This is a genomic window from Dyella sp. PARNA 12/25, from assembly GCF_055702865.1.
In genome coordinates, this window is record NZ_JBVQCI010000004.1 from 189,394 (window position 1) to 202,629 (window position 13,236).

A 13,236-nucleotide genomic window follows, 5' to 3' on the forward strand; every position below is an offset into this window, starting at 1 on the left:
AGAATATGCATGCCCTTCACCAATCGCCAACTGCTGCTGAAGACTCGCCCCGAGGGCCTGGTGCGCCTCGACAACTTTGAACTGCGCGAAACACCAACGGCAGAACTGGCGGAAGGCCAGGCGTTGGTGCGCGTGCTGTATATCTCCATGGATCCCACCAATCGCGTGTGGATGAGTGATATCCCGCAGTACATGCCGCCGGTGGCCATCGGCGAAGTGATGCGCGGTGTTGGCATTGGCCGTGTGGTGGCGTCAACGTCGAAAAACTATGCCGTGGGCGACCTCGTGCAAGGCCTGGTGGGTTGGCAGGACTACGCCCTGATCGACGAGGGCAAGATGGGCTACTGGGTAAAACTGCCATCCAAACCGCCAGTCGCGCTGCCCACGCTGTTGGGCGCGTGCGGCTTCAGCGGCATCACCGCGTACTACGGCCTCACCGAGATCGCGCCGGTCGAAGCCGGCGAAACACTGGTCGTCTCCGCGGCCGCGGGATCGGTGGGCTCCATCGCCGGGCAGATCGGCAAGCTGCGCGGCGCGCGCGTGGTGGGCATCGCGGGTGGCGCCGAGAAGTGTCGTCACCTTGTCGAAGATCTCGGCTTCGACGCCGCCGTCGACTACAAGGCCGACGACTTCAAGCAGAAGCTTGCGCAAGCCACGCCCGACGGCGTACACGTGAACTTTGAGAACGTGGGCGGACCGGTGATGCGCGCGGTGCTATCGCGCATGGTCAACGGCGGCCGCGTCGCGTTGTGCGGCCTCATCGCCAATTACGCGAGCGGCGGCAAGCCCGCCGACGACTACGGCGTCATCATTGTCAAACGACTCACCGTGCGCGGCTTCCTCGCCTTCGATTACAAAGACCAGCCGCGCGCTGTGAACGATCTGGTGAGCTGGGTCATCAGCGGCAAGATCAAGGCCGGTGAAACGGTCGCCGACGGGCTCGAAAACGCGCCGCTAGTGCTCAACCGCCTGTTCGACGGCAGCCATATGGGCAAGCTGGTGTTGAAAGTGGCGGACGATACGTGAGTCGGCACTACTGCACGAACAAGAAGGGCGCCATCGGCGCCCTTCTTGTTTACTCAGATGCTTCAGGCACCGGTGGAGGTTCTTCCATTTTCGGCTTGCGTGGCCGCCAGTAGCCACCACGGCTCCAAGCTTCAAAGCCCCAGCGCAACCAGCCGATCAGCGCATTGGCGAGCCACAGTGCCCACAACAGCATGGCGATCTTGTAGACCCACAGCGACACGCTGAATACGCCCGCCTGCGGCAGCGCGTTGTCGGTTTGGTCGGCAAACCAGTGGAGTTGCGACGCGGTGGAGTCGTTGCCGGCAATGTGCATATCAGGTAGCCCCAGCAATCCCTTGGGCACGGCAGACACCAGCACCGCGATGGCCAGCAGGGTCACCAACGCCAGGCCGATCTGCGTCAGGTTGAAACTCCTGCCGAACCGCTCTGGCATCACGTGGCGCGCGCGCAGGCCCAGCAGGATCAGCCATGCCACTACCAGGGCATACGCGCCCCACGCGAAGGCCGAAAAGCCCAAGCCAAGCAACAGCCAGTGATGGAAGCGCAGCGGTGTCGGTGCGTAGCGGGCCAATAGCCATGCGGCCAACAACAATACGACGAGCTGCGACCAGTAAGTGACGGCTGGGCCCATGGTCGGGCCCCACGTCCATAGCACCCATCGACTCTCGGGCAAGGCCTGCGTGATCGCGACATTCGCCGCGGGCGCACCCAGCGCCAGCGACGGCGTACGCCCCCATAGCGACACCCCGTTCGGCTCGCGCAGGCGAAGCGTGTAACGATGCTCTCCCGGCAACATCGGCAGGCTGATCTTGCCGTCGCGGATGGCGAGACTGACCGACGCATCGTCACGCCAGGCCCCCAACAGTTCGGCGCCGGCAGGAAGAACAATGGCATGCTCGCCGCCACGCGTACTGCGCGCGACCAGCGTAAGCTTGCTCTCCGTGGTGCGGTCACCGACCTGGCTTTCTATCTCCACCTGATCGAAGGCAAGGCTGTCGCCCGCGATGGCCTTCGGTTGCGTGACGTGCACCTGCAGGCTCTCGCCAGGTAGTGGCTGGAACAGCAAGCCATCGTCACTGAGGCTCGGCGGCACGCCCGCTGCATCCAGATGCCAGATAGGCGCGGCCTGCAACACCCACTGTTCGGCACGATCACCAAGGGCCGGCGCTTTCAGCGTGAAAGCGTCCGTGCGATCGATGCGGCTGTTCCAGCCCACTCGACTCTGGCCCACGTTGAAGGTGACGCTGATGTGGCCGTCGCGCACGCGCACGTTGTCGCCCAGCGGATGCTCACCCGGCAGCAAAGGCAACTCGAGGCTGAAGCCAGCATCGAAGGGCGCCAGTCGTTCGACCGTGTTGGTGACGTTCCACTCGTTGCCCAGCTGGAGCGTCCGGGTCAATTTCACATAGGGCGGAAACACCTGTGCCACGGCATCGGTGCTTTGGCCGTCCGCTGAAGCCCGCACGCGATTGAGCGTGAGGCTGTCGCCGAGCAGGCGTGTATCGTCTAGCCCACTGGGTTCCCAGCCTTCGCCCTGGAACACCACGCGCTGTGGTCGCAGCGTAAAGCGCAGGCTGGTGGTGTCCACGGACGCCACGCGGTAGCGCAGCGAGAGACGATGCACGCCACGATCAAGTGCCACCAGCAGAGCATCGGCTCGGTGTGACAGCGTGGCATCGCGTCCATCCATCGTCACGGACACCAGCTGCAAGGCATCGTCGCCTTGCGGCAACGGCACGGCCACTGGCGCGCCGGCGTGAATCTCCAGGTCCAGCGCCACACTGTCGCTTTTTGCCTGCAGCATGGCCTGGGCAACAGCCACACAATCGGGCGCGCATTTGGGTGCCTCGGTAAGGCGACCGCGTAGCTGATTGAGCAGCTGCTCATCGGGCAGGTTCTGGGCATGCACGCCATGTGGCAACAGGGTCAATGCCAGCAATACAGCAGCAGCCCCGCGCGAACCCCAACCCTGCCAGCGAGCATTGCCGGGACGCAACAGCGCCAGCGCCAGCTTGCCAAGCAAACCGATCAGCAACACCAGCATGCCTACGCGCAAAAGACGCACGAGCCATGCGGGTGCAATGATCAGTCGCGTGGTCTGGTCCGACGTGATCGGCCCCGACCAACTCAGGCGATAGTTGTTGCCGACGTCCCACTGAGGCACACCGCGGCCGGCCTGGACAATGCTATGCGCGTCACGCTCCTGCCCTATGGTGTCTGCCGCGGTGATGCGGGTACCGGTGACTGTCACCGACGACAGCTTCTTCGCCATGGCCTCAGGTGACGGCGGTGGTGGCAGTGGCGAACCCGCCATGGGCGCATTGGAGGGCGCGAGATCTGCCGGAGGAGCCGGCGGTGCGGGAGGTGCCGGTTGAGCGGGCGCGTACTCGGCATTCGTCGATGCCTCCTCCGCCATCGCCTTCGCCTTGCTCGGCTGTGCCTGTCTCATCGCTGGTTCTTGCGGCGCGAACGACGCCATGCCGCCGCCCTCCAGCTGCGGATGCAAGGCAACACTCATCTGCGTGGCCGCAAACGGCAGCGCCCACAGCACGGTGAGCGCGAGCAACGCGCCTGCCCCCATGCGGGAGAAGACACGCAGGCGGCCCTCCGGCAGCACACGCATGAGCAGCGCCAGAGCAAGCGCCACCGCCAGCGTCCCGCGCGGCGCCCCGCCCTCATGCTGGGAAAGCGCCAGGAATCCGACGGCTACCAAGGCCCACGGCCATCCCAGGAAACGCCCGGCAAGCAATGCGATCAGTGCGACCACGAACAGATCGAGCAGGCTCCATTGCGCGATCCACGAATCCGGCGAGTGATCCGCGCCCGTCGCGCCGAGCAAACGGTAGCCGTAAGGAAGGTGCAACGTGGCATCGATGTTTTCCATCGGCAGCTGCCAACCGGAACTGGGCATCGCACCGCGCTCAGGCATGCGCAGACCTGTGAAGAGATCCAGCTGCGTTTGTCGCAACTCCAAGCCGCCGTGATTGTCGCTGGTGGTAACGAGCAACGGCGTCCCTTGCTGCTCTGCCTGCATGAGTTGCCAGGGTGAGGACACATTCAGCCGCTGGCTATGCCTCAGCACACCGGTAAGTTTGTCGGCAGCGATAAAGCCACCGCCGTCAAAATCCAGCCACAGCTGTCGATGCAGAGAAACCTGATCGCCCTGCCCACCCTCGCCTGCTCGCGTGCCCTGCTCAATACTCAGGCCATTGGCATCATCAAGCACGTAGGCGGGTAAGGAATCCCATTCCGGGGGAACATCCGCCTGACCCGCATCAGTGGCTTGCCCTTCGATGCGCGTGCTGCGCCATGAGGGATTGTCCGCGTAGCTCCAGAATTCCTGTTTGGGCCAGGGCTCACCCGGCAATGCGAGGCTGATGTGTTCGAGTACATCGGTGCCACGCGCGCCCAACGAGAGCGTCCATTGACCGGGACGCAGCTGTACGCGCAAGCGGCCGTCATTCTCGAGTCGTGCAGGCAACTCGCCTTGCAAAGAGGTTGCGGTAAAACCCTTGGGCAGCGCGGGGCCGAGCAGTTGCTCGCGGGCACTGCCGGTGACCTTGAACTGCAGTTGCGTTTCCAGTGTCGCCGGCAAGCCATCGGAGAGTTTGCGATAGATACGTAGCGATAGCGCATCCGCCGCGCGTTGCGCAGCGGCCGCCTCACCCACGGTGAGCTGGTCACCGTTGCGCTCCACGCGATTGACGGCATGGCCGTCCAGGGTAAGCGTCACCAGCCCGATCGACTCGGGCACGCGCAGGCGTGCAGGCCGGCTATCCCACGGCAGTGTGCCGCGAATGGCGTAGTCGCCAGGCATGAGTTGAAGCGTTGGCACACCGCCGTGATCGAGCACCACGACCGGCTTGCCATCGGCGCTGACCTGCTGGGGCCAGTTGCGGGCATCACCCGGAAGCGCCACCCAGCTTCGCCCATCCACATGCACGTCAAGGCTGAAGCGCGCGCCGTCCTTGCCCGCATCCAGCGTCAACCTTCCCGGCCAGGCGCATTCCCTGACACCCACCGTGCCACCGCTGGTGGCCAGCATGGGACATGCGTGTTGCGGCACATCGTGCAACACCCAATCCTGCCAGTCCTTCAGAGCTGTCGGCACGTCCTGCGCCATGGCCGGCGCCATGAGCAACGTGAGCAGCCACAACCATCCCCGCGGACGACGCATGCCTTTCTCCCTGTCTTACCCTGGTTGGGCCGCCCCAGTGTAGGTGCCGGCCAAGAGCCACGGAAGGCACCCTCGTCCATGGAACGACGCTCGCGGACAAAAGGGGTTGGCATGGGCACAAAAAAACGCCGGACGGTTCACACCGCCCGGCGTTGATGGGAACCAGCAACGATCAGCGAAGGATCGCGGCCGGATCCTGCTTCTCTGCGAGTGCCGAGCACAGCAGCGTGGATTCGCTGGTCTGCGCCAGGCCTCGTTCGGCGCCGGTCACGTCCTTGGCGCGGGTCTTGAAGAAGTCCTGCAGGCGATCGGCTTCTGCCTGAGAGCAACCACCACCACCCATGAGGCCCGGCAACTGGCCGCCGGCGAAGCTGCCGGTACGCTCCACGATCTTGTCGTAGTTGGCGGATGCCCACTGCCACGAAACATCGCGCTGTGCGCGCGTGTCACGACCACCACGCAGCAGCATGGCCATTTCGCCCACTTTCACCTTCTTGTCGAGGCCGAAGTTGCGCACCTGCACCGCAAGCGCCGGATCGGTGACTTCGCTGAGACCACTGAGGATGGCGTTGCGGTAAGCCGCGTCACTGGTCTGGGGCAGCTCGGCAATCAGTGCGTCCACGGCGCTCTTGCCACGTTCCTGCACGGCGACAGCGAGGGCGGAATCCAGCAGGTCGTGATCGGCGGCTGCCAGGTCGAGGCGGCCGTCGGCCTTGCGCTTCAGCGCCGCATCGCCTTGCTTGAGCAGCGCGGCGCGCACTTCCGGCACCTTCACCACCAGGGCCAGCTCGTCAGCCAGCGCATTGCGCAGCAGCGTATCGCTGTCTGCCTCGTTGGCCTTGCGCTGGTAGCCGAGTTGCTTCATACGCGGCAGGTACGCATCCGTGGCCCACGCGGCAAGCTTGGCGCGCTGTGCGTCGGTCTGCGCAAGGTTTTTGTAGATCCAGTTGAAGCTGGACAGCGGCGCCGTGGCGACTTCGCGAGTCTTCGATGTCGTCAGCGGCTTGAGTGCGGCGAGCACGCTGCCGGCATCGAGATCGCCATGCTTGAAACTGGCAAACACCGCGTCGGCGTAGGCGAGCTGCTCGGCATCGTCGAGCTTGCCGATCTGCTTGCCCAGGCTGACCAGATCGTTCTTGGCCATGGCAAAGCGGTAGTAGCCGGTGCCGTTGGCATTGGGCAGCACCCAGGTCGGGTTGCTGGCGCCGCTCAGCACCATGATGCCCTGCGCCTTGTCCAGCAGTTCGCAGCTCACCTTGCTGCCGTCGGCAGTGCCATAGCGCACGCACATCGGCACGCCCCACACCTGCTTGTCGTTGCCCTTGCTGCCCACCGGCAGATAACGGCTCTGACTCAGGTGCAGCACGGTCTTGCCGTCTTCCTGCGTCAGCTGGGTCTGCACATACGGCACGCCCGGCTGGTTGAGGAAGCTCTTGAAGGCCTGGTTGAAATCGCTGCCCTTGTCGGCGGCCTTGGCGATGGAGTTGATCAGGTCATCCGCGGTGGCATTGCCGAACTTGTGATCCTGGATATAGGCACGCATGCCCTTCTGGAACGTCGACTCGCCGACGTAGCCTTCGAACATGCCGAGCACGGCCGCACCCTTCTGGTAGGTGATGCCGTCGAACGCGGTTTCGATGTCGCCGTTGCCGGTGATCGGTTGGCGGATCTTACGCGTGGTGACCAGGCTGTCACCGTTCATCGCACCCTGCGCACCACGCACCCGATCGAGATCGGCGCGGTATTCCGGGTGCACCTTCTGGGTCACCTTCTGCTGCATCCAGGTAGCGAATGCCTCGTTGAGCCACAGGTCGTCCCACCATTCCATGGTCACCGTGTCGCCGGTCCACTGGTGGGCCAGCTCATGCGCAGTGACGTCGAACGAACTACGCACGTAGTGGGCCGGGGAATCGGGATCGAGCAGCAGCAGCCAGTCGCGGAAGGTGACCAGGCCCGGGTTCTCCATGGCGCCGGCAGAGAAGTCCGGCGCGGCGAGCAGGTCGAGCTTGTCCCACGGATAACCGAAGCCGTAGTAGTTCTCCAGGGTGTGGATGATGCTCGGCGTTTCGCTCAACACGTGCTGCATGCGGTGGCCTTCGCCCTTGGCGGCGATGCCACGCAGTTCCAGCACCTGCGTGCGGTGCTCAGTCGGCGAAATATCGGGCCCCTTCACCACGTCCCAAGGACCCACGCCAAACGCGACCAGATACGTCGGCAGCGGCTTGGTGGTGGAGAAGGTCACTGTTTTCCAGCCCTCACCGGCAGGCACTTCTTTCACCTGTTTGGTATTGGCCACGCCCACTTCGTCGTTGGGGATGGTCAGGCGGATATCGAACGGTGTCTTGAACGCGGGCTCGTCGAAGCCCGGGAACGCGTAGCGCGCACTGATGGGTTCCATCTGCGTCATCGCATATGGCTGCCCCTCGTGACTCACCTTGTACAGGCCTTGCAGCTGCTGATTGAGCGGCGCGGTGTATTCGATGGCCAGGGTGAGCTCCTGCGGCTTCAGCGTGCCGCCGAAGTCGATGCGCACCACACCTTCCTGCGGCGCCACGTCCACGTATTTGCCGGCGCGGGCCTTGCCCGCTGCATCGGTCACCGTGACCTTGCCTACCTTCAGCTCGCGACCATGCAGCCACAGGTGATCTGACGCCTGCGCCAGCTTGACCTTGATGGTGGTGGTGCCGGAGAAATCCTTCTGACGCGGATCCACCTTGAAGTCGAGCTGATACGACTCGGGCTGCGCCCAACCCGGCAGACGGCCATGCGGCTGGTCGTCGGCAGCTGGCGCGGCCAGGGCTGCGCCGCAGCAGGCGGCCAGAGCGGTGAGAACAAGTGGGCGAACAAGACGATGCATGCGAGGGAGCTCCCCTGGGGACTGACAAACTACGAACGCTAGGTGGAGCCATGACTCATGACCCAGTGCCAGAAGGCATGGCCTCCGGCGACACCCCACAACCGCGCAGCCGCAAGCCCCGTGTCAGTCCCACTTAACGCCTGACTGTGACGGGCGTCGCTGCTCCGCAACCATGCGCCTTCCCTCTGACATTTTCCGATATCCACCCCACCAGAGCCGGGCGTAGGGTGGGGCTTCCACCGCAGAGCAGCCCAGGGCGTGAGATGAAACCTTTCTTGTCGGCTTCACTGGAACCGCGATCAGCCATCTCGCAAACCCTGCGAGATACCAGTGACCACAGCCGGCACTCATGAAAGGTCTCACTGCATAGCGGGTTTCTGATTACCCCAAGGTAGCGTCAATGAGGCCCACCGCCTCGCGCCCGACGTGTGTCTTCGCCGTTGCCCAGGAGTCGCTGTCGCCTTATGCATTACGCCGTACCTGCGCCGAACTGCACGATGCTCCGCCCCGATAAACGCAAAGCACCGCCAACGGTGCGTCACGCATGAGGGCTCAGGACGAAGCGACCGGCACGCTGCAACAAGCACTGCAACACACGGCACACCTGCTCGAGAACCAGCCGACGCTGGCGGCAGAACAGGCGACGGAAATCCTGAAGGTGGTTCCAGAACACCCGGCGGCGCTGCAGCTGCTCGCGGCGGCGCGATCCGCGCAAGGCGATCCGCAGGGCGCCATCGAGATCCTGCTGCCGTTGACCCGCAAACAGCCCGCGTGGTCGCTTGCTCACTATGATCTCGGTCTGGCGCTAGGCCAGGCGGGGCGGCATCGCGAAGCGATCGACGCGCTGCGCAGGGCGGCAGCGTTGAAGGCGGATCTGCCGCAGGTATGGCGTGCACTGGCCGATGGCCTGGCGACGGTGGGCGATCATATCGCCGCCAATGAAGCCTATACGCACCACGTGCGCCACGCCGCACGCGATCCGCGTTTGCTCGCCGCGGCGTCAGCGCTGGCGGAGCAACGCTTGCCCGAGGCGGAAGCACTACTGCACGAACAACTGAAGCTGGCACCGACGGATGTCGCGGCGCTGCGCATGTCGGCTGAAGTGGCCGCTCGCCTTGGTCGACATGACCATGCTCGCGATCTGCTCGAGCGCTGCCTGGCCCTGGCACCGGGCTTTGCCGCCGCGCGCTTCAACTATGCGCTGATGCTTCATCGCAGCAACCAACCGGAGTTGGCACTGGCGGAAATCGATGAGCTGCTGGCCGCGGAGCCCGATCACGCGGGCTATCTCAACCTGAAGGCAGCCGTGTTGTGCCGCATTGGCGACTATGAGCCCGCCATTCATATCTACGGCGACCTGCTCAGCCGAGACGCGCGCTTCCCGCGCATGTGGATGAGCTACGGCCACGCGCTGAAAACCGCGGGTTACGCTGATCGCGCCATTGATGCGTATCGCCGTGGACTGGCACTGGAGCCGTCATGCGGCGAGATCTGGTGGAGTCTGGCCAATCTCAAAACCTTCCGTTTCGGCGCCGATGATCTGGCGACGATGCGCCAGCAATTCGCGCGCACCGATCTGGGCGACGACGACCGGCTTCATCTCGCCTTTGCCATCGGCAAGGCGCTGGAAGATACCGGCGACTACGCGCCTTCGTTCCAGCATTACGCGCACGGCAACGCGATACGCCAAGGGCAGCTTCGCTACAGCGCGGATGACACCCGTGCTCGCGTGCGTCATATCCAGCGGCGCTATACACGCGAGTTCTTCGATGCTCGCGCCCGCATCGGTAGTGATGCCCGCGACCCCATTTTCATTGTCGGCTTGCCGCGCTCCGGCTCAACGCTTATCGAGCAGATCCTCTCCAGCCACAGCCAGGTCGAAGGCACGATGGAGCTGCCGGAGATCACCTCGATTACGCGCGTACTGCGCGAGCAAGGCGACGCTGAAAGCACCGTGCCTTACCACGACGTGCTTGCCACGCTCGATGCCAAGGCACTTCGCGACCTCGGACAACGCTACCTCGACCATACTCGCATTCATCGCAAGACTTCGGCACCGCTGTTCATCGACAAGATGCCGAACAACTTCATGCACATCGGCCTGATCCACTTGATGCTGCCCAATGCCAGGATCATCGATGCGCGCCGCCACCCCCTCGCCTGCTGTTTCTCGGGGTTCAAGCAGCACTTCGCGCGCGGCCAGAGCTTCAGCTACAGCCTTGAAGACATCGGACGCTACTACCGCGACTACGTGTCGCTGATGGCCCATTTCGACGCGGTGCTGCCAGGCCGCATCCATCGCGTCATTTACGAACGCATGGTCGAGGACACCGAAGGGGAGATTCGGCGTCTGCTCGATTACTGCGGCCTGCCGTTCGAGGCGTCCTGTCTGCAGTTCTTCGAGAACGCGCGGCCGGTACGCACAGCGAGTTCGGAACAGGTGCGTCAGCCGATCTACCGCGAAGGCGTAGATCACTGGCGGCACTACGAGCCATGGCTGGCACCGTTGAAGGAGGTATTGGGGCCGGTGCTGGGGAGCTATCCCGAGCCACCGACATGCGAGGCGACATAACAGACATTCAGAAGTCGCCTATTTCTTGGGGAGGAAAGTCGATGCACAAAGTCAGGCCGAGGGGGCCGACACGTACGCGGCGCATCACGTTGTCGCGGCTGCCATTGACGGCAGCGATCTGTTTAGCCATGGCGTCACCGGCGGTGGCGCAGGATGCAGGCCAAAATCCGGCGCAAAGTCCGTCAGCCAATCCGGCGCCCGTCGCGCAAGACAAGACCAAGACGCTGGCGGCGGTGACCGTAACAGCGCAGAAGCGCGAGGAAGACCTGCAGAAGGTGCCGATCAGCCTGCAGGTACTGGACACTCAAAAGCTGCAGGAACTTCACGTCCAGAGTTTCAACGATTATGTGAAGTATCTGCCCAGCGTGTCGTTTCAGACCTATGGGCCCGGTTTTGCGCTGATCTACATGCGCGGCGTCGCCAGTGGCGGTGACGGTAACCACTCAGCTTCGCAACCCAGTGTGGGTGTGTACCTGGACGAGCAGCCGGTGACGACGATTCAGGGGCCGCTCGACATCCACATGTACGACATCGCGCGCGTCGAGGCGCTGTCTGGTCCGCAGGGCACGCTGTATGGCGCCAGTGCGGAAGCGGGCGCGTTGCGCATCATCACCAACAAACCCGACCCCAGTGGATTCGCCGCCAGCTACAGCGCGGGCGTGAACTCCGTTTCGCACGGTGGCGTTGGCTATACGGCTGAGGGCATGGTCAACATCCCCATGTCACCCAGTGCAGCGATCCGCCTGGTGGGCTGGAGCGAACATGATGCGGGATACATCGACAATGTCGAGGGCTCGCGAACCTTCCCGTCCTCAGGCATTACGGTGAGCAATGCCTCGGGTTGTTCGAACCCGCCGAACCTGGTCTGCACCGGCCAGGCCAGAAAGAACTACAACGATGTCGACACACAAGGTGGCCGCGCTGCGTTGAAGTTCGATCTCAACGATGACTGGTCGATCAGTCCTACCGTGATGGGACAGCACCAGATCACCCATGGCTCGTTCTCATCGGATCCGCAGGTGGGTTCGCTGGCGTTGACGCACTTCTATCCTGACTACGCCAACGATCGTTGGGTGCAGGCCGCGCTGACGGTCGAAGGCAAAATCGGCAATTGGGATCTTACCTATGCCTATTCGCATCTCACACGCAATCAGGAAGAAGACAGCGACTACAGCGACTACTCGTTCTGGTACGACACCATTGCGCATTACGGCGCGTATATCCATGACAACGCCGGCAACCTGATCAACCCGTCGCAATACATTCAGGCGCACAACCACTACAGCAAGCAAAGCAACGAACTGCGCATTGCCTCGCCTGCGGATGAGCGCCTGCGGCTGGTGGCCGGCGTCTTCTTCCAGCGGCAGGTGCACGAAATCCAGCAGGATTACCTTATCAACGGACTGGCCACCGAGCTGTCGGTACCCGGATGGCCGAACACGCTGTGGTTGACCGAGCAGGAGCGTGTCGATCGCGATCAGGCGCTGTTTGGTGAACTGTCGTACGACTTCATCCCCGAGACGCTGATCGGCACCATCGGCGGACGCTGGTTCCACACCAACAACAGCCTGAAGGGCTACTACGGCTTCAGCGAGGGCTTCGCACCCACCTCGACGTATGGCGTGGCCGGATGCATTTCGCCCAATCCCTTCCACGGCGCGCCATGCATGGATTTCGACAAGTCCACCAAGGAAACCGACTCGCTAGGCAAGGTCAACCTGACCTGGCAGATCACTCCGGACAAGATGATCTACGGCACCTGGTCGGAAGGTTTCCGCCCTGGCGGCATCAACCGCCGAGGGTCCCTGCCGCCCTACAAGTCGGACTTCCTCACCAACTACGAGTTGGGCTGGAAGACCACCTGGTTTGATCATCGGCTGTCGTACAACGGCGCGATCTTCCGGGAGAACTGGAAGGACTTCCAGTTCAGCATCCTCGGCGCCAACGGCCTCACTGAAATCCGCAATGCGGGTCAGGCGCGCATCAACGGTATCGAGCAGGACCTGAACTGGGCCGCCACCTATAACCTGCAGATCGGTGCAGGCATGGCCTATTACAACGCCAAGCTGACTCAGGACTACTGCGGCTTCACCGACACCAGCGGCAACCCGATCACCAGCTGTCCTGCCGGCTCGATCAACCCGATCACCGGCGCCGTGGTGACCGGTCCGCTGGCACCCAAGGGCACGCGACTGCCGGTGACGCCGAAGCTGAAGTACAACGTCAACGCGCGTTACACCACCAACATTGGCAAGTACGAGGTGTTTGGCCAGGCGGCGGTGGTGCACGTGGGTGGACGCACGACCGACCTGCGCGTGTTCGCCAATGACCTGCTAGGCAATATGCCGGCCTACACCACCATGGATTTCACGGTGGGGGCGAAGTACCACGGCATGTCGCTGGACCTTTACGTCAACAACGCTTTCGACAAACGCGGCCAGCTGTTCCGCTACGCCGAATGCGCGGCAGCGACCTGTGCGGCGCACGATGTGGTGCCGCAGTATCCCAATGGTCAGGTCTACACCGTGATGAACCAGCCGCGCACGGTGGGCATCCGTTTCAGTCAGGAGTTCTGAGCGAAGCGATGGCTGTGCGTCCTGAGCC

At 63.4% G+C, this 13,236-nt stretch carries 6 protein-coding genes; 3 read left to right on the plus strand and 3 right to left on the minus strand.

What is annotated here, in order from left to right; all coding sequences use genetic code 11:
• The first annotated feature begins 9 nt into the window (after window positions 1-9).
• Window positions 10-1,026 carry an NADP-dependent oxidoreductase gene (locus AC0GUR_RS11145; protein WP_472877547.1) on the plus strand — a complete coding sequence of 339 codons (1,017 nt, stop codon included), beginning with the start codon at window positions 10-12 and terminating at the stop codon, window positions 1,024-1,026.
• A 49-nt stretch (window positions 1,027-1,075) separates the two neighbouring features.
• Here the strand turns inward: AC0GUR_RS11145 and AC0GUR_RS11150 are convergent, their stop codons facing one another.
• A complete protein-coding gene (locus AC0GUR_RS11150; RefSeq protein WP_472877548.1) occupies window positions 1,076-5,203 on the minus strand; it encodes a hypothetical protein in 4,128 nt (1,375 codons plus the stop codon).
• 172 nt (window positions 5,204-5,375) lie between these two features.
• Complete coding sequence (locus AC0GUR_RS11155) at window positions 5,376-8,060, minus strand: M1 family metallopeptidase (protein ID WP_472877549.1); 2,685 nt, start codon at window positions 8,058-8,060, stop codon at window positions 5,376-5,378.
• Between the two features lie 544 nt (window positions 8,061-8,604).
• Here AC0GUR_RS11155 and AC0GUR_RS11160 point away from each other — a divergent pair.
• Window positions 8,605-10,632, plus strand: a complete 2,028-nt coding sequence (locus AC0GUR_RS11160) for a tetratricopeptide repeat-containing sulfotransferase family protein (protein WP_472877550.1) — start codon at window positions 8,605-8,607, stop codon at window positions 10,630-10,632.
• A gap of 7 nt (window positions 10,633-10,639) precedes the next feature.
• On the opposite strand, the gene AC0GUR_RS11165 is transcribed toward AC0GUR_RS11160, so the two are convergent.
• A complete protein-coding gene (locus tag AC0GUR_RS11165; RefSeq protein ID WP_472877551.1) occupies window positions 10,640-10,762 on the minus strand; it encodes a hypothetical protein in 123 nt (40 codons plus the stop codon).
• Between AC0GUR_RS11165 and AC0GUR_RS11170 the strand changes: the two genes are divergently transcribed.
• Window positions 10,761-13,208, plus strand: coding sequence for a TonB-dependent receptor (locus AC0GUR_RS11170; RefSeq protein WP_472877552.1), 2,448 nt, complete (start codon window positions 10,761-10,763; stop codon window positions 13,206-13,208). The two genes, AC0GUR_RS11165 and AC0GUR_RS11170, sit on opposite strands and share 2 nt — an antisense overlap.
• The last annotated feature ends 28 nt before the right edge of the window (window positions 13,209-13,236 follow it).